The organism is Chryseobacterium gambrini (genome assembly GCF_027920505.1).
GTDB lineage: Bacteria > Bacteroidota > Bacteroidia > Flavobacteriales > Weeksellaceae > Chryseobacterium > Chryseobacterium gambrini.
In genome coordinates this window covers 4,217,533-4,233,996 of sequence record NZ_CP115857.1, presented here as the reverse complement: position 1 = coordinate 4,233,996, position 16,464 = coordinate 4,217,533, and the positions used below count along the sequence as shown (strand labels likewise).

The following is a 16,464-nucleotide window of genomic DNA, read 5'->3' as shown; positions in this document are numbered from 1 at the left end:
ACTTGGTTTTACGGCTGACAATTTCGGATTGTGTTTTTTGGTATTTTTTCCGGCTTTTCATTATCTTATTTATGAATTAAGATTTAAAAATGAATATTTTTTCTTTGCCAATTTCGGGTTTTCAAAAGTTTTTCTTTGGATCTTCACTTTTTCAGCAGGGGTAATTGTTAATGTGATTACAAAATTGATATGAGCAAATTGCATGTTGACAGTGTTACAAAATCTTTTAACGAAAAGAAAATTCTGAGAGATATCTACATGGGTTGTGAAGCAGGAAAGATTATCGGATTGCTTGGAAGAAACGGTACGGGAAAATCTACTCTTTTAAAAATTATTTTCGGAACAGAGAAAGGCGATTCTCAGTTTGTAAGAGTGGATGATAAAATTTTACAAAACCAAATGGACAGGAAAGGAAGGATTGCTTATTTACCTCAGCATTCTTTTCTTCCGAGGGGTGTAAAAATTAAAAAACTGATCTCACTTTTCTGTAATAAAGAAAATGCAGATCAGCTCACTGGATCAGATTTGTTAAAACCTTTTTTAAATGAAACTTCTGGAAGTCTTTCCGGCGGTGAGAAGAAAATTGTTGAGGTTCTTTTAATTTTATATTCCGATTCAAAGTTTATTCTTCTGGATGAACCTTTTAACGCTTTATCTCCAAAAATGATTGTTGAAATTCAGAGAATAATTAAAGAACAATCACAACAGAAAGGAATTATCCTCTCAGATCATCGCTATAAGGAAGTGTTGGAAGTTTCAGATGAAATTTATCTTCTTTCTGATTCTTATTTAAGGCAGATTAAAGATTTAAAAGAATTGCAACGGCACGGTTATCTTCCGGTTTCCTATTCAGATTAATTCAGAAGAATATTTTTTTCCATTTCCCTACCGTATTTCTGCTCATTTTAAACTTAATAGCCAGTTCAGTATTGTTTAAATTATTTTTTTTCTGGTAATCCAGAATTTTCAGAATGGTAGATTTATCATATGATTTCAAATTCTGATCTGTCTTATTGGGTTTTAAAATATTATTGATCTCTAAGACTTCTAAGAAATCCAATTCTCTTTTCTGAAGGATTGGTGTACACTGATCCAGTTTTTCAGGATATTTCAATGCAACTAAATCACTATAAATCTGCTTGTAGTCCGGAACTGTTTTCTTTATTTTTTTCTCTTTGATATCCATTTGTAAAGTGTTGTGCTAGGAATTTTGTATTTTTCATAGATTTCATGTCTTGATAGTTTTTTTTCTTCCATCAATTCGAGGATAAAATCAATGATTTCCTGTGTGTAGATATTTTTTCTGAAACTGGATTTTAAGGTCTTCTTTTTATTAAGTGCTGATTTTAAATTGGAAGAAGGGGGTGCATAAAATATTAAATGCTGTGTGTAAAGTCTAAAGAAATCATAATTAAGAAGTTTACTCCACTTTAGTAAAAGTGCACTGTCTATGTGTGAAGAATCATACATTCTTAGTATATCTTTTTCTCCGAGATTAAAATAATTACAGATGTGGGAAATTTCCATCCCACATTCTGTAACCTTAATTTCAATAAACTTACCAATATGGATGTCCTTGAAATTCATTTTTCATCAATGTGTATTATATTTACTATTGTCCTGTAATCTGTTCGATTTTAATAAAAACTTTTTGTTTGGTAACCTGTGTTGCAGTAGCCGAAGGATCCATCCCTGCCATTACAGTCGCTATGTAAGCTACTTTGGAGGTTGTGGAAGTATCAATCCAGGAATAGTATCGATATTCCGGTCCGCTGTTGCTGGCATTATAGATTCCCGGATTACCCCATGCTCCTGCATTAGAGGTAGATAATGATCTCCAGGTATTTCCGTCTCCTCCACCAGGAATCTGTGAAGGAACCACTAAATTTCCTCCGGCATCTGTAATCTGTCCACCATAAAATGTAGAGTAATTCCACATAATGGTTTTTGCTGTACTGGAGTTATTTCGCAACTGTACATTGTTTTCTGCTCCGCTTGCTGTAGATGTTAAGTTGTTTGTTGCCGTTGCCGTGGCATTCTGAACAGAGTGTCTCATAAAAACTCTTACTGTATAAAGACCATCCGGCGTTTTTGCTTCTACTACAAACCCTTTTACTCCTGTATCCGGATCTGTAATAAACTTCATGTAATCCATCACAGCTACTGTTTTAATGTCAGCATTCACCTGAGTTCCTACGGTAACTGAGCTACAGCCTGTAAGTCCCGAATTAGCGGTAATAAAAGGAGTCAGATCAAATGTAATCCCAACAGGTGACGTTTGCGAAGCAATAGGAGTTCCCTGTACCGCAAATACCAAAGAACCTGATCCTGCTTCCAGTTTTCCGCCTGCAATTGTTGCTGTAATTCCGGGATTTCCAACGGAGTATAATGTAATTCCGCTGTACTGACCTCCATTTGATCCGGAATATGGTATTTTCATAATAGTTCCGGAAGTAATCGCTGTAGGAGTATTGCCGTCAATCAACTGGGATGGATCCAACGCCGCCGCGTTACAGTTTAACACAGCAACTGCGCTAACCGGAGAAGTGTCTTCTATCAGTCGCCACTCGCTTCCATTCCAAAAAACATATCCTGAATAACTGAATCCTGAATTTGTTCCTAAATTATAGAGAAGTAAGCCTTTTGCAGGATTAGGAATGGTTGTAATGTCTGTTCTTGATGTCAAAGCCAATCTTGGAACAAGAAGACCTTTTTTGTTTCCCGAGGTCAGCTGATCAACATTCATGTCGAGTATAGCGGAACCGTCAGGATTTACCGTACCAATACCTACACTTCCATTACTCTTAACAACAAAGTCGTCGGAAGACTGTACATCTGTTGGTGCGTTGTTCGGATCATTCGTTGTGGCAGAAGTAGATTTGCCGTCTACGTGAAATACACCTTGCGGTTTCGTGGTATTAATACCAACCTGAGCAAAAGATTTAAATCCCAAAACTGTAAAGGAAATGAGAAGAAATAATTTTTTTTTGTTCGTCATAATATATGTTTTTTAAGGGGGTTCATCAGATATTTATATTAACAATTATAAAGCTTAAATTTTTATTGTAATTTTGCTAACTGAAAAACACATTGCAAATATAAAGTCACTTTATCGAGTCTAAAACAAAAGATAAATGATAAATGGCTTTTCATTGCAACTAATATAAACTACTGATAATCAAAATAATTAATAAGTGATTTTCTGAATTTTATTATATTAGATTGGTATGGGGAAAAAAAATATTGAGAGCGAAGTGCTTAATCTGAAAAGAGAGCTCGCCAACAGATACGTCTATATACTGGGTGTAACTTTTATTACATTCATCCTGGTTTTCTCATTTTATATGAAAGATCCGGTAATGGTTTATTATCTCATCGGAGGTTTTTTTTCATTACTGCTTCCTTTTTATATAGTAGGCAATAACTATGATGTTCTTAAAGTCGTAAAAATTTTCATTATTGTAATGCCGCTCTACAATCTGTTTATCATATTCAGATTTTGGAATATTTCTGTCTGCAGTCTGATATGGATTGTTACATTGCCATTCTGGGCTTATACTTTTTTTTCTAAAAGAGAAGTTGTTTTCTTTACCGTATACGCCATTTTTCTTATAAGCTTTTGCTGTATATTTGCCGGAAACGATTATTTCGGATATCCTTTTAATGATCTTGAAAAAGGACGTCTTACAGATGCTTTCATCCTTACCGTCAATCTGATACAGATATTTTTAGGAACTTATTACAAAAGCCAGATTCAAAATTTAAAGAATAAAGATATATTTATTGAGAAGAAGATTTCCAAACCCGTTCCGGTTGCAGATAAAGATTTACAACTTGCGGAAAATATTTTTGAGAAAATAGACAATGAGGTGATTGGCAATAAACTCTTCAGAAATGCAGATTTAACGATTTCTGAGCTCAGCAGTACGATTAAAGTGAATAACAATTATATTTCCAAAGCCATAAAAATCAACGGATTCGATAATTTTAATCATTACATCAATACGCATCGAGTGATATATGTAAAAGATAAATTACAGAGTGATGAATTGAAAACGATGACTTTAATGCATATCTATTCTGAAGCCGGATTTAAAAATCAGTCAACGTTTAATAAAGTATTCAAGAAAATAGAAGGGGTAACTCCGAGTGAATATATACAGAAAACCAATACAAAGGTTTCATGACAGTTTTTTTAATTTAAATTAGTTTAGATACATTCATCAGTTTACTTTTATACTTTTGAAAAGTTTAAACAAATTTTAATTTATATATTTGAACTGTCAAAAAATTTCATGATGATGTCTCTACGTAAAGCATTTTATCTTTCAGTTTTCGGTGTTTTTTCTTTTGTGTTGGCGAAAGGTCAGAATAAAGTTCCTTTCGGTGTTGTAAAAGCTGAAGAAGGTTATGCAATGGTGCGCGTTCATAAAGACGACTACAGAAAAATCGTCGATAAAATCCGTATGAAAACAGGAGATGTTTTTATTTACGAAAAACCTGCACCGGGAGAAACGGAATGGATCTGGATAAAATATCCTGAAAAAGAGGACACGGAAAAACCTTTCGTGAGATACGACAGCATTACTAAAGAAGGTATGGTTAATAAAAACCGTGTGGTTTTTGTAGATAAATTAGCACCATTTACGCCTTCAAAATCCAAGAACGGAAAATCTCTGATCTTTACAGACGATACCAATCCTAAAATTCCGGGAAATCAGAGAACAAAAGTCATCATTGATGTTTATCCTTCCTATGCGCACATCAAGAAACAGGAAAAAGATGCCAATGGAAATATTATTAAAGTTGACAAAGTAAAAGCCTGGGGTATAGGAAAGGAATTACCTGAAGGTTTAACCGAAATAAAATCTGTACGCGTTCAGCAGCCGGGAAGAGGTTCTGTTTTTGTAAGAGACGCCATTAAAAATATGTTTCAGCCTACAATGGATTTCAATAATGTTGGGGTAACCGCCATCGACAATGATCATATTTTTCTATATATGATTAACGGTTCCGGTGAAAACCGCTATACAACGATCTGGACTATCAAACAGGGAAAAGCCGAAAGCCAGATCATCTATAAAACTCCCGAATAATTCATTAATAATCATTATTTTTGTACCCGAAAAGCATCCGTCTTTAACTCTTTTGTAAAGTCTGTTACTTTTCAGGAAACTGGTTTTGCTTAACTGCAGATTAAAAGGGAATCGTGTGAAAATCACGAGCTGTCGCGCAACTGTAAGTAACTGAAGTCTTTATTAAAATCCACTGTGCTGGTCATGGGAAGGAAATAAAGATGTTACAAGTCAGGAGACCTGCCTTTTTCTTCATAACAAAAAACTTTCGCGATTTGAAGTTTGTTGATCTAATGGACACTCAGAGATTTCTGTCTCTGCTTTTTCTGTTGTTCTTCTATTTTTCATCTCGCTTTAATTAATAATGATATATGACTACAGAAGAAAGAATTGAAGCATCTGAAACCCGAATTTTCAAAGCGGTTTTCCCGAACACAACCAATCATTACGATACCCTTTTCGGAGGTACAGCGATGCAACTGATGGATGAAGTGGCATTTATTGCTGCCACCAGATTTGCAAGAAAACGCGTGGTAACCGTAAGCAGCGATAAGATTGATTTTAAAAGATCGATTCCTGCCGGAACCATTGTTGAACTGATTGGAAAAGTGGTTCACGTCGGAAAAACGAGTATGAAAGTAAATGTGGAAATTTTCACGGAACAGATGTATTCGTATGAAAGGGAAAGAGCGATCGTAGGCGATTTTACTTTTGTAGCGATTGATGAGTTTAAGAAACCTATCCAAATCTTATAAAAAGGTTCCGGCGACCTTCTGTCGCCGGAATCCAATATTTTCAATGTTCTTTAAGGCGGTTTCGGCGGGCAAAGCCCGCCGAAACCTTTCTATTTCAATACCTTTTCAGTTTCCAAATTTTTCAGCAGCAACAATTGAAAAGCCTCTCCCAATTCATCTGAAGCTCTTACAATGGCATTTTCCAGCATATTTCTTATTTGCTTTTCCGTGACTCCGGCTTCCGTCCAGCTTTTTCCTGAAGTATGGGAATTTAAAATAAAAGGCATAATGCGGTCGATCGCGCAGGCGAAAATTGCATCAGGAGTCTGCTCTTCCTCAAATTCCTGCCAAAGATTAAAAAATTCGGAGCGCAGCGGTTCGTCTAAAATTCCGAAGATTTTCTGAGCTGAAACTTTCTCTCTTTCAAATTTCCCAACCATTGCCGCTTCATCAAATATGAAAGTATCTCCTGCTTCAATCTCCACCAAATCATGAATAGACAACATTCTGATTACCCTCAACAAATCGATATCTGCTCTGTTTTTCGCATACGGAAAAAGGATCTGCGCCAGAATAATAATCTGCCATGAATGTTCCGCCGTATTTTCCCTTCGTGAATCGTCTGCATTGTAATTTCTTCTTTGTACATTTTTCAGGGCATCAACAGCCAGAATAAAATCGATTTCCTTTTGTATTTTCATTGTATATATTATTTAGACGTCATTATTCCTCAATCATTTAGAATATTTTTTATCCTTTTTACTTAAAAAATCCACCTGACTTTGTTAAAGTTTCTACACAAAAGAAAAAAATATTGGTTTAAAAAATATCAGACTTTCATGCTTATGAGAACGCTGATTATTTTGATAATGAATTTATGATAAATCTTTCGTTTCTTTTATGGTTAAAATTAAAAAAAGCATAAAATTAAAATGATAAAACAGGTAATACAAAAATATGACTTTTAGCTTTAAACATATTTTAATTCAGAGATTAGTATTACATTTATTATAAATATTCAACATGACCCCAAATTACAATTATCCTACAGAAATTAAAGGAAAAAGAAAACTGTATTCACTTTTATACGGAATAAACAATCCTTTAGAAGTGATCAGCGGAAATCATAACATTGCAGGAGACACTTTTCATCTTAAAGCCAGCATAACGAACATCGATTTTATCTTTTCTCAGGATAAGGAATTTATTGAATATATTCTAAAGCAAAACCATAAAAACTATTATAAATCTGATATACAATCGGTTATCTTAGGAAAATATATCGGGAAAGGACTGCTTACCAATAACGGGAAAGACTGGCTGAAACAGAGACGACTCATCCAGCCGGGATTCAGTAAGATCAAAATCTCCAACTTGGTTGGCATTATGAAGACTGAAATTGATAAAGCATTTCAGGCTTTTCCACAGGAACCGGAGACTGATTTGTACGACTTCTTTCACACTCTGGCTTTCAACATTGTTGCTAAAACACTTTTCAGCTCGGATATTGATGAAGAAAGCGTAAAAGAATTAGGAAAAATCATTACCGAAGTTCAGGAAGTCTTTGCGAAAGAAGTAAGAATTCCTTTGTATAGCCAGATGATAAAAAGTCTTGGGATAATTGATAAAGTGATGAGAAAAAGCAATGAGGGAAAAAATATCATTAAAAATGTTCTGGATAAAAGAAGGAGCTCAGGCGAAGAAAAAAATGATTTGCTGGATATGCTTATTCAGGCACGTTATGAAGATACACAGCTTCCGATGTCTGATGAACAGCTAATTGATGAAATGCTCATTCTTTTCGTTGCAGGACACGAAACCACCGCCAATGCTTTAAGTTTTATCTTTTTCGAGATCAGCCGGAATCCTGAAGCTGAACAAAAGCTAAAAGCTGAAATTGTTGCAGAAGGTGAAAATGCTTTTGGTACAGAAAGCTTAATGAAAAAATCCTTTACCTCAAATATTATCAAAGAAGCAATGAGACTGCATTCTCCGGCTTGGGCAATCGACCGACAGGCTCTGGAAGACGACAGCTTTAAAAATTACTCTTGGAAAAAAGGAACTTTAATAATCCTCTATATTACAGGGCTGCACAGAAACCCGAAGTACTGGAATGATCCCGATTCTTTTATTCCTGAACGTTTTGATGATGAAAATGCCAAAAACTTCGCCTACTACCCTTTTGGAGCAGGACCGAGACTCTGCATAGGAGAACACTTTGCCATGATGGAAATGGCTCTTATCGTCCGTAGATTCTACAAAAACTACAGCTTCGTATCATATCAGAAAGAATTAAAGAAAAAAGCTTTGGTTACTTTAAGAACATTGAGCCTAAAAGGTAAAATTGTTAAAAATATGATCTGATTTTCATAAAATTCTCATTATATAAAATTTCTCATTAAAAATAATTAAACTGACTATCAATTAGTTAAACTATTTATTTATATTTTTTCACTACTTTGTATTGCATAATACCATTTTAATTACATATCTTTGTAATGTAAAATCGAAACAGGTACAACTAGCTAGGTTCCGGGTTTCGAAAATTATGTAACTAATTAACAAAACTTATTAAAGATGAATACTGAAAATACCAAAGCGCAAATGCGAAAAGGGATTCTGGAATTCTGTATTTTAAGTCTCATCAATCATCGCGAAATGTACGTTTCCGACTTAATCGATGAACTGAAAAAAGGAAAACTGGATGTTGTAGAAGGAACACTCTACCCTCTTTTAACTAGATTAAAAAACGGCGAGTTTCTTTCATACAGATGGGAAGAATCTACAGGAGGACCTCCGAGAAAATATTACCAGATTACCGAAAAAGGTAAATTATTTTTAGATGAACTTCAAAACACCTGGAACGAATTAACCAATTCAGTTAACCAAATCACTCAAAAAAATTAAAAACAAAGCTATGAACAAGACACTCTCAATAGGACTCGCAGGTTTTTCTTTTACCATAGAAGAACACGCATACATAAAACTTAGCGATTACCTGAATGCTCTGAGAAGCTCTCTGGATGCTTCGGAAGCAGATGAAGTAATGCATGACATAGAAATCAGAATGGTAGAAATCTTCAAAGATTCTATGGCAAAACGTGAGGTAATTAACGACTCGGATGTAGAAAGAGTAATTGCACAGATCGGAAGCCCTGAAAAAATCGAAGAGCAGGAAGAAGCTTATTATTCTGAAAAAAATACCAAAAGAACAAACACTTCAGGAACCGAATATTCTGATAAAAAGCAACTGTTCCGTGATCCTGAAAGACAAAAAATCGCTTATGTTTGCGCAGGTTTAGCGCATTACGTAGGAATGGATATTACTGCCATGAGAGCCATCTGGCTTGGTGTTTTCATCCTTGGAATCTTTACGGCGGCCGTTTCTTCAACCTTGGTTTTCTTACTTTACATCATTCTTTGGGCAGTTTTGCCAAAAGCAGAAACCGCAGCAGATTTCCTGAAAATGAAGGGAAAGCCTATGAACTTCGACAATCTTAAGAATGAGTCTAATAAATTGGTACAGTTTGCCAACGAATCTACTCAGAGGGTCGGAGAAATCTATATCGAAAACAAACCCTACATCAACAACGCCGGAAGCGGACTTTGGAATGTATTACGATATATTTTAGGAGGAATTTTCGGATTCATGTCTTTATCTTGTTTAATCGGAGTATTTGTGGTATTCGGTTTCATGGGAGCAGACAGCGATTTTCCGCCGATCAGCCAGATGAATTTCTATTTTGATAACGACAATATGAAGTATATTATCATGGCGTTGATTACTCTTGGAAGTTTATTGCCTGCCATGTTATTCGGATTATTAAGCATCAAATTAATTTCGCCTAAAACAAAACTGAGAAATACAGGCTGGGTAATCGGAGCTTTGTTCCTTGCACTCATCACTTTAGGTACTTATTTCGGATTCAGCATGGCAAAAAGAGAAATGTTCCTGAAAGGTCATAAAGAAGATACAGAAGAAATTGCGATCAACACCCAATCAGACAGTATTTATGTAGATTTCAAGCAGGTTTCCATTCCTCAGAACTTTAAAGGATACGATGATGATCTTTATTCAGACAAAGTTTCCGTATACGAAAGAGACTGGATGCATATGGATGTAACAAGAAAAGCAGACATCAAAACGCCTTATTTAATTATTAAAAAAGAAGCTAAAGGCTATAACCTTCCGTTAAATGTAAGCGTTCCTGTAGAAGTGGTAAACAATAAAATTATTCTTCCAAACTACATCAAATATCCTTACGAACACCGTTTCAGAGATTACAGCATAGATTATGAACTGGTACTTCCTTTGAAAACCGTAGTGATCCCTGTAAAAAAAGACGGAATCAGCTTCGACGGAGATCTTAATGCAGACGGAATTAATGATGACGATCAGGAAAGAGATGAAGACGGAAACATCAAAATCGAGAAAAATAAAATCACGGTAAACGGTTCTACGATTGAATACAACTCTGATGATGAAGACAGCATTATCGTTAACGGAAAAAAAGTTCCGAGTAATAAGGCAGATCAGGTAATCGACTCCATGAAAAGCAGCATCAAAAAGATGAAAGGAGCCAACATCGACTTCAAGGTAGACGAAGGTAAAAACGAAATTTCCATACAAACCAAATAACTAAACTGCAGAGAGTGGCAGAAGGTGTGAATGAATAACTCAACCGTTTGAAATTCACACTCTTCTTCTCTCACTGAAAACAAAAAAATATAAAGATTTTATTCGCTATATTAATAAAAATCTTTATATTTGTGTAGTAAAACATTATAACCAAAACACTCAATAAAAATTCAATAATCATGGTACAACTGGCACTAGAAATTGTAATGAAAATTGTTGATTTAATCAGCAGTCTGTTTTAAGAGCGATAATATTTCAATATATTTGTAAAGTATAACCACTTTGGTTATACTTTTTTGTTTTTAATCTAAAACTATATGAGAAAGCTGATCGGCAAACTGCTGCTAAAATTAATGGGCTGGAAAGTCGTTCTTCAGGGCGACGAAAACGTTCTGAACAGATGTATTCTTGTAGTCGCGCCACACACGCACAACATGGAATATATTTTAGGAAATCTTTCCTACTGGTCTCTGAAAAAACCATTAAAAATCATCATCAAAGATGCACACACCAAAGCTTGGTACGGAAGCGTTGTAAAAGGTCTGGGCGGAATCGGGATCGACAGAAGCCAGAAGAATGATCTGGTGAATTTCGTAGCCAAACAGTTTGAAAAAGACGATTTCAGTCTGGTCATCACTCCCGAAGGAACAAGAAGCTGGGTTCCGAAATGGAGAAAAGGTTTTTATCACATGGCTTTAGCGGCTAAAGTTCCTATCGTTCTCGCGGCGGGAGATTTTAAAAGAAAAATCATTTATCTTGGGTATACCATTCCCTACGAAAGAATTGCATCTGCACCGTTTACAGAAATTATGCAGGAAATTCAGGATTACTACATAAAAAATGATATAGTTCCTAAAATCCCTGAAAACTGGAACCCGAATATCATGGGAAATGATTCTGAGGCTGGAAGTTAGAAGATAGAGGCTGGAAGCTAGAAGCTATCAAAATTACTCATTACCAATCACTTATTATTCATTATTAAAAAATATGTTCATAAAAGATAAAAGCAAGGAAGAAATATTAGAATTCATCAACAACTGGGGCGGAGAAACATTTGCAAAAACTCTGGATATAAAATTTACGGATATTGATGTTGACAATGAAACATTAACGGCAACCATGCCTGTTTCACCAAAAATTCATCAGCCTTTCGGAATTATGCACGGTGGCGCAAGCTGTGTATTGGCAGAAACCATGGGTTCAAGCCTGTCTAATATTTTTATTGATGGTACAAAATATTTCGGAGTGGGAACCAACATCAATTCCAACCATTTAAGAAGCAAAAAAGACGGAATCGTAACAGCCGTTGCAAGATTTATCCGAAAAGGAAAAACGATGCATGTTTCAGAAATTGAGATCCGCGATGAAAAAGGTCAGCTCATCAATCATACCACGATGACGAACAATATCATCAACCGATAAGATTAAATTTTCACTGAAAAATACCAAGCTCAAAAAAAATTTGAGCTTTTTTTATTTTCCTGCTGCAACCTTTTATTTTTTCTGCATCTTATAAGAAAATAATAACCATGAAAACTTTAAATTTATTTTTTATCGGCACTGTTCATTTATATAAAGATTTAACTTTATCTTGAAAAGGTCAAAATTTTATATATTGCCCGTAATTGGTCATAATTGAAAATCTTTGAGTTCTTTGGTGAGTGAAACGCCTTTGCGAACTTAAAAACAGCTGGTATATAAAAGAATCTTAGCGATCCTTTGCGTAAAAATTAAGCATTATGATTAATAACGGATAATCAAAAAATTTTAATAATACTTCCGGTAAATAAAAACCTACTATTTGTCGCGAATTAAATTATGAAGCAAAACAGCAGCAACTTCAACTGGCAGAAAATCTATCTCGATTATTCCCCGAAACTTCTGGGAATATGCAGAAGATATATTGATGATATTTACACGGCAGAAGACATCGTGCAGGACAGCTTTATTACCGCAATCCAGAAAAACGATCAGTTGAATGACGAAAAGGCTCTCTTTGCATGGCTGAAAAAAATTGTGGTAAATAATGCACTGCAACACATCCGCAAACACAGCAAAGATACTTTTGTAACCACAGAACCTTCGGAAATCCCAGATACCTATTCAGAAATGAACCATCATTTATTAGAAGAGAAAAATGTATTCGTTTACGACTTCACCAGTGAAGAACTGCTGTCTTCTATCGACAATCTTCCATCCCATCATAAATCCGTTTTCAATCTGTATTTTATTGAAAATCATTCTCATGCAGAAATTTCCGGTTTATTGGGAATTACCGTAAACACCTCAAAATCTCACCTTTTGAGAGCGAAAAAATCGATTCAGAATTATCTGATGAAGAATTTTGTCAATCAAAATACTCCGAAGAAAAAAATGGCTCAACTGCTTGTTATTTTCGGACTTGGCGGATTGCTTTGGGCGCAGACATTCAAAAGCAAATTTGCTGATTTTACCATTCAGCCATCAAAAAAATTGCAGATTCCTTCCGATCTTAAAATTAATAATGTTGCATTTTCATCATCCGGTAAAAGCCTGAAAAAGAAAATAATAATTGGAGGAACGTTTTTAATCATCATCGTTCTGTCCGTTTTTTTTATAAATCCGAAAAATTCGTTTTTCACAACCGATCATGATTCAGTTTCTTCAACTTTTAAAAACAAAGGTGAAATCAAAAATAAAGAGACTAAAGAATATTTAGAAACTATCAATTTCGATAAAAAAGAAAAATCAGACAATGATGCTGTAAATCAGTCAGCAACAAATATAATTGAAGAGGAAAACACTTTAAAAACAAAAATAAACGACGATGAAACAGGATTGAAAAGCAGACCGGTTTTAAAAAAAACGGCTGCAAGCGACACCATTGAAGAAACTTCGCAGAAAGTAATTGTCGTTAAAAAAATCATTAAAAGAGACACCGTATTTATTGAAAAATAAATTGAAAAGCAGAATATGTCCTTCCAAAAAATAATACTTCTTTTTCTCATCGCCTGTGTTAACTTTTCGTTTGCACAGAAAATCAGGAAAAAGAAAATTGATACGGTTTACGTCTACGAAAAAGTAGTCGTTTATGATACCGTATATCTTATGAAGCCTTTAAAATTCAAGTTGAATGATGTTGTGATGAAAACACCGATCGTTCAGGAAACGAAATTTGTGACGGATGCATACAAACAGGAAATCGACAAACAGAGAGCTTCAAGAAGAGCAAGATTGCGAAAACCGGTGACCTTTCAGTACGGATTTGAAGGCGGATTGGGTATAAAAAGTGCAAACTGGTCTTTAGAAAATAAACCGCAGTTCGGGGAAAATCTCGGAATCTGGGCTTCCAAAAGTTTCTTTGATTCTCAGTTTTTAGTCTGGGTTTCTGCCAATGCGTATCACTGGAATTCATCCTTCGATCTCGATGCCAACAAAGAAGACACCTTTCTGAACGGATATTATTTTACCGAACATAATCAGCCGCTTCTATTTCAGAAGTTTAATAATGAACATTTTGAGTTTGCACTTCAGCTTAAACTGATGTATAACTGGAAAAACTTCCGTCCGTTTGCAGGAATTTTGCTAAATAATCAGACTTATAAAATGCAGTTTCTGACTCCTGAAAATGACGCTTTAACCAAACTGGAGGATTTTAAAAGCACACAGACCAATCTCGGATTTTCTTTGGGGCTTCAGTACAGATTGCTGCGACGTTTCATCATTTCTGCGGAATATCAGCATTACAGCATCAAGAATATTTCCTTAAAAAACCCTGACTTTGATTTTGAGATTTTTAAGACTAATAATACCTTTGCAGAAAGAAAAATCAATGTTGGAATTTCTTATATTATTTCCCGACTTTGATTTTCCAAAAAGCTTCAAACAATGATTTATTTCAAATTTCCATTCGACGAAAAACTGTATTCCACAGATGAAAATTCCGGCGAAAACCCTATCAGTTTTTATTCTTTTGATGGATTGGAACGATTGGATTTTGGAGGAAAAATTATTGAATTAAACCCTGAAAATTTTAATCAGACAGCAATTTCAAGTGATATTTTACCTGAGGATAAAAGCGGATTTGTTGCTGAAACCAAGGAAGAATATTTAAAAAATCTTGAAAAAGTAATTGAGGTTATCAAAGAACATAAGCTTCCGAAACTGGTCTATTCGAGAAGAAAAATTTTCACCGATTTTGAAGAAATTAATCTGAAAGAAAGCTTTAATCATCTTTGTCAATCCTATCCGAATGCATTCAGATATATTTTTATCGATGACGAAAATTCATGGATGGGTGCTTTTTCAGAAGTTTTAGGAAAATTCAGTAAAAGAACGCACGAATTTGAAACGATGAGTCTCGCAGGAACGCTTCCCGTTTTTGAAAACTGGTCGGAAAAGGAAATTGAGGAACAGAAACCTGTAACGTCCTACATCAGAAATATTTTAAATCAGTATTCTGAAAACGTAACGGAATCTGAAACCTACGATCATATTTCAGGAAATATCAAGCATCTCCGAACCGATTTTAAAGCCCAAATTAAGCCTGAAAACTTAGATCAGATTATTCAGGAATTACACCCCACTCCTGCTGTTTGCGGAATTCCGAAAGATTTTTGTAAAGAAGAAATTCAGAAGATTGAAAAATTTCCGCGCGAACTGTATGCAGGATATATTAAAATTGAGACTGATGAAACGGTACAGTATTTTGTTAATCTTCGCTGTTCAAAACTGTATAAAAATGCGGTTCATTTATTTGTAGGTGGCGGAATTACCGCACAAAGCAATCCCGAAAAAGAATGGACAGAAACTGAACTGAAATCTGAAGCTGTTCTAAAAAATCTGGCGATTTTAAAATAATAAACTTCTTTAAATTTTATTTGACCGAAAAAGAGGCAAAAGATTCAACAATTTGTCTAAAGTAAAATGTTAGAAAACTCTATGGAGTTTTATCTGTGTAGAAATCATATTCGAAAAATGTTCGGTGTTCCGTAGGAACGCTATCTTTATAAAATGTATCGTATCATAGATATCAATCCTACGGATTGATTAATAGATTTATTCTTATTTCTACACAGATTCTGCTCCTAAAGGAGCAAAACTCTTTACTTTAGATTTTTATTATTCGAGAGCTAAAATGCAATAAGAAGCAGAAATAAAAAAGCCTCCTTCAAACTGAAAGAGGCTTTATATAAGATTGTAATTCAATTATTTTCTTACTCCAATTTTGCTCCATGTATTCATTACAAAAAGCAAAATAAGACCTATTGCCGCTGAAGCTATTGAGAAAACAAACTTCAGGTTATCCTCAGACAAAATATCCGATTGCCAGTCTAAAGCATAAAGATTAATTGCGATAAACACGATGAACAGTACCAAAAATACTTTATAAAACTTCTGCATAACTCTTAAAAATTAATGTAATTCTGCACCAGCTGCGCAAAATTCGCGGTGAATAATTTAATTGAAATCGCCAACAGGATAATTCCGAAAACTTTCTGTAAAATAGCGAGTGTCGCATCGCCCATTTTCTTCTCCAGCCACGTTGCTGATTTCAGCACCAAATATACGAAAATTGTGTTGAGAATAATTCCAAAAATAATGTTAATGTCATGAAACTCCGCTTTCAGAGAAAGTGTTGTTGTTAAGGTTCCTGCTCCTGCAACCAGCGGAAACGCGATGGGAACGATGGATGCAGCCTTTGCTTCAGACGTTTTGTTGATCTCAATTCCGAGAATCATTTCCAGGGCTATGATAAAAATCACAAAAGCTCCCGCAATGGCGAACGAATTAACATCAACACCGATAAATTTCAGAATTTTATTCCCTACGAAAAGGAAAACAAGCATAATAGCTCCTGCGGTAATAGACGCTTTTTCTGCTTCTATCTGTCCGAACTTTTGCTGCAGACTTACCACGATCGGGATAGAGCCAATGATATCAATCACTGCAAAAAGAACCATAAAACAGGTAATAATCTCTTTTATCGAAAAATCATTAAATATTTCCATTTCCTTGCAATTAATAATTTCGCAAA

18 protein-coding genes and 1 riboswitch are annotated in these 16,464 nt (G+C 34.9%); of the genes, 12 read left to right on the top strand and 6 right to left on the bottom strand.

Annotation, left to right across the window (positions count from 1 at the left end):
- Positions 1 to 189 precede the first annotated feature (189 nt).
- A complete protein-coding gene (locus PFY09_RS19590) occupies positions 190 to 858 on the top strand; it encodes an ATP-binding cassette domain-containing protein (RefSeq protein WP_271160805.1) in 669 nt (222 codons plus the stop codon).
- 1 nt (position 859) lies between these two features.
- Here PFY09_RS19590 and PFY09_RS19585 read toward each other — a convergent pair whose 3' ends face one another.
- Genes PFY09_RS19585 through PFY09_RS19575 form a run of 3 tightly spaced genes read right to left on the bottom strand, consistent with a single transcriptional unit; the run spans position 860 to position 2,998 of the window.
- The gene (locus PFY09_RS19585) at positions 860 to 1,186 is read right to left on the bottom strand and encodes a helix-turn-helix domain-containing protein (RefSeq protein ID WP_271160804.1); all 327 of its coding nucleotides are present in this window, start codon (positions 1,184 to 1,186) and stop codon (positions 860 to 862) included.
- Positions 1,162 to 1,587 (bottom strand): transposase, encoded by a 426-nt coding sequence (locus tag PFY09_RS19580; RefSeq protein ID WP_108409775.1) that lies wholly within the window; start codon positions 1,585 to 1,587, stop codon positions 1,162 to 1,164. The genes PFY09_RS19585 and PFY09_RS19580 overlap by 25 nt, the downstream gene beginning before the upstream one ends.
- A gap of 25 nt (positions 1,588 to 1,612) precedes the next feature.
- Positions 1,613 to 2,998: a hypothetical protein gene (locus tag PFY09_RS19575; protein ID WP_268053560.1), complete on the bottom strand. Its 1,386-nt coding sequence runs from the start codon at positions 2,996 to 2,998 to the stop codon at positions 1,613 to 1,615.
- Between the two features lie 229 nt (positions 2,999 to 3,227).
- Here PFY09_RS19575 and PFY09_RS19570 point away from each other — a divergent pair, with 229 nt between their 5' ends.
- From PFY09_RS19570 to PFY09_RS19560, 3 genes are all read left to right on the top strand, one after another.
- On the top strand, positions 3,228 to 4,187 hold the full coding sequence (locus PFY09_RS19570; RefSeq protein ID WP_271160803.1) for a helix-turn-helix domain-containing protein: 960 nt from the start codon (positions 3,228 to 3,230) through the stop codon (positions 4,185 to 4,187).
- Positions 4,188 to 4,301: 114 nt separating this feature from the next.
- Positions 4,302 to 5,096 carry a hypothetical protein gene (locus PFY09_RS19565; protein ID WP_271160802.1) on the top strand — a complete coding sequence of 265 codons (795 nt, stop codon included), beginning with the start codon at positions 4,302 to 4,304 and terminating at the stop codon, positions 5,094 to 5,096.
- Positions 5,097 to 5,159: 63 nt separating this feature from the next.
- A riboswitch (cobalamin riboswitch) is annotated at positions 5,160 to 5,337 on the top strand.
- Positions 5,338 to 5,446: 109 nt separating this feature from the next.
- Positions 5,447 to 5,830 carry an acyl-CoA thioesterase gene (locus PFY09_RS19560; protein WP_076392338.1) on the top strand — a complete coding sequence of 128 codons (384 nt, stop codon included), beginning with the start codon at positions 5,447 to 5,449 and terminating at the stop codon, positions 5,828 to 5,830.
- An 89-nt stretch (positions 5,831 to 5,919) separates the two neighbouring features.
- Here PFY09_RS19560 and PFY09_RS19555 read toward each other — a convergent pair whose 3' ends face one another.
- Complete coding sequence (locus tag PFY09_RS19555) at positions 5,920 to 6,510, bottom strand: HD domain-containing protein (protein WP_271160801.1); 591 nt, start codon at positions 6,508 to 6,510, stop codon at positions 5,920 to 5,922.
- 322 nt (positions 6,511 to 6,832) lie between these two features.
- Here PFY09_RS19555 and PFY09_RS19550 point away from each other — a divergent pair, with 322 nt between their 5' ends.
- From PFY09_RS19550 to PFY09_RS19515, 8 genes are all read left to right on the top strand, one after another.
- On the top strand, positions 6,833 to 8,173 hold the full coding sequence (locus PFY09_RS19550; protein WP_271160800.1) for a cytochrome P450: 1,341 nt from the start codon (positions 6,833 to 6,835) through the stop codon (positions 8,171 to 8,173).
- A 213-nt stretch (positions 8,174 to 8,386) separates the two neighbouring features.
- Positions 8,387 to 8,716 carry a PadR family transcriptional regulator gene (locus tag PFY09_RS19545; RefSeq protein WP_072952756.1) on the top strand — a complete coding sequence of 110 codons (330 nt, stop codon included), beginning with the start codon at positions 8,387 to 8,389 and terminating at the stop codon, positions 8,714 to 8,716.
- A gap of 10 nt (positions 8,717 to 8,726) precedes the next feature.
- Positions 8,727 to 10,448, top strand: a complete 1,722-nt coding sequence (locus tag PFY09_RS19540) for a PspC domain-containing protein (protein WP_271160799.1) — start codon at positions 8,727 to 8,729, stop codon at positions 10,446 to 10,448.
- A 317-nt stretch (positions 10,449 to 10,765) separates the two neighbouring features.
- On the top strand, positions 10,766 to 11,362 hold the full coding sequence (locus tag PFY09_RS19535) for a 1-acyl-sn-glycerol-3-phosphate acyltransferase (RefSeq protein ID WP_076392330.1): 597 nt from the start codon (positions 10,766 to 10,768) through the stop codon (positions 11,360 to 11,362).
- Positions 11,363 to 11,435: 73 nt separating this feature from the next.
- Positions 11,436 to 11,870, top strand: coding sequence for a PaaI family thioesterase (locus PFY09_RS19530; protein WP_076392328.1), 435 nt, complete (start codon positions 11,436 to 11,438; stop codon positions 11,868 to 11,870).
- Between the two features lie 396 nt (positions 11,871 to 12,266).
- Positions 12,267 to 13,385 carry an RNA polymerase sigma factor gene (locus PFY09_RS19525; protein WP_271160798.1) on the top strand — a complete coding sequence of 373 codons (1,119 nt, stop codon included), beginning with the start codon at positions 12,267 to 12,269 and terminating at the stop codon, positions 13,383 to 13,385.
- Between the two features lie 15 nt (positions 13,386 to 13,400).
- Positions 13,401 to 14,294: an outer membrane beta-barrel protein gene (locus tag PFY09_RS19520; protein ID WP_271160797.1), complete on the top strand. Its 894-nt coding sequence runs from the start codon at positions 13,401 to 13,403 to the stop codon at positions 14,292 to 14,294.
- A 21-nt stretch (positions 14,295 to 14,315) separates the two neighbouring features.
- Complete coding sequence (locus PFY09_RS19515; RefSeq protein ID WP_271160796.1) at positions 14,316 to 15,287, top strand: chorismate-binding protein; 972 nt, start codon at positions 14,316 to 14,318, stop codon at positions 15,285 to 15,287.
- Between the two features lie 348 nt (positions 15,288 to 15,635).
- Here the strand turns inward: PFY09_RS19515 and PFY09_RS19510 are convergent, their stop codons facing one another.
- The gene (locus tag PFY09_RS19510) at positions 15,636 to 15,830 is read right to left on the bottom strand and encodes a hypothetical protein (protein WP_076392320.1); all 195 of its coding nucleotides are present in this window, start codon (positions 15,828 to 15,830) and stop codon (positions 15,636 to 15,638) included.
- Positions 15,831 to 15,835: 5 nt separating this feature from the next.
- Complete coding sequence (locus tag PFY09_RS19505) at positions 15,836 to 16,438, bottom strand: MarC family protein (protein ID WP_076392318.1); 603 nt, start codon at positions 16,436 to 16,438, stop codon at positions 15,836 to 15,838.
- Between the last annotated feature and the right edge of the window lie 26 nt (positions 16,439 to 16,464).

Excerpts from the sequence above, each read along its gene's own strand:
- PFY09_RS19590 (WP_271160805.1), top strand. The coding sequence starts at position 190 with ATGAGCAAATTGCATGTTGACAGTGTTACAAAATCTTTTAACGAAAAG.
- PFY09_RS19585 (WP_271160804.1), bottom strand. The coding sequence starts at position 1,186 with ATGGATATCAAAGAGAAAAAAATAAAGAAAACAGTTCCGGACTACAAG.
- PFY09_RS19580 (WP_108409775.1), bottom strand. The coding sequence starts at position 1,587 with ATGAATTTCAAGGACATCCATATTGGTAAGTTTATTGAAATTAAGGTT.
- PFY09_RS19575 (WP_268053560.1), bottom strand. The coding sequence starts at position 2,998 with ATGACGAACAAAAAAAAATTATTTCTTCTCATTTCCTTTACAGTTTTG.
- PFY09_RS19570 (WP_271160803.1), top strand. The coding sequence starts at position 3,228 with ATGGGGAAAAAAAATATTGAGAGCGAAGTGCTTAATCTGAAAAGAGAG.
- PFY09_RS19565 (WP_271160802.1), top strand. The coding sequence starts at position 4,302 with ATGTCTCTACGTAAAGCATTTTATCTTTCAGTTTTCGGTGTTTTTTCT.
- PFY09_RS19560 (WP_076392338.1), top strand. The coding sequence starts at position 5,447 with ATGACTACAGAAGAAAGAATTGAAGCATCTGAAACCCGAATTTTCAAA.
- PFY09_RS19555 (WP_271160801.1), bottom strand. The coding sequence starts at position 6,510 with ATGAAAATACAAAAGGAAATCGATTTTATTCTGGCTGTTGATGCCCTG.
- PFY09_RS19550 (WP_271160800.1), top strand. The coding sequence starts at position 6,833 with ATGACCCCAAATTACAATTATCCTACAGAAATTAAAGGAAAAAGAAAA.
- PFY09_RS19545 (WP_072952756.1), top strand. The coding sequence starts at position 8,387 with ATGAATACTGAAAATACCAAAGCGCAAATGCGAAAAGGGATTCTGGAA.
- PFY09_RS19540 (WP_271160799.1), top strand. The coding sequence starts at position 8,727 with ATGAACAAGACACTCTCAATAGGACTCGCAGGTTTTTCTTTTACCATA.
- PFY09_RS19535 (WP_076392330.1), top strand. The coding sequence starts at position 10,766 with ATGAGAAAGCTGATCGGCAAACTGCTGCTAAAATTAATGGGCTGGAAA.
- PFY09_RS19530 (WP_076392328.1), top strand. The coding sequence starts at position 11,436 with ATGTTCATAAAAGATAAAAGCAAGGAAGAAATATTAGAATTCATCAAC.
- PFY09_RS19525 (WP_271160798.1), top strand. The coding sequence starts at position 12,267 with ATGAAGCAAAACAGCAGCAACTTCAACTGGCAGAAAATCTATCTCGAT.
- PFY09_RS19520 (WP_271160797.1), top strand. The coding sequence starts at position 13,401 with ATGTCCTTCCAAAAAATAATACTTCTTTTTCTCATCGCCTGTGTTAAC.
- PFY09_RS19515 (WP_271160796.1), top strand. The coding sequence starts at position 14,316 with ATGATTTATTTCAAATTTCCATTCGACGAAAAACTGTATTCCACAGAT.
- PFY09_RS19510 (WP_076392320.1), bottom strand. The coding sequence starts at position 15,830 with ATGCAGAAGTTTTATAAAGTATTTTTGGTACTGTTCATCGTGTTTATC.
- PFY09_RS19505 (WP_076392318.1), bottom strand. The coding sequence starts at position 16,438 with ATGGAAATATTTAATGATTTTTCGATAAAAGAGATTATTACCTGTTTT.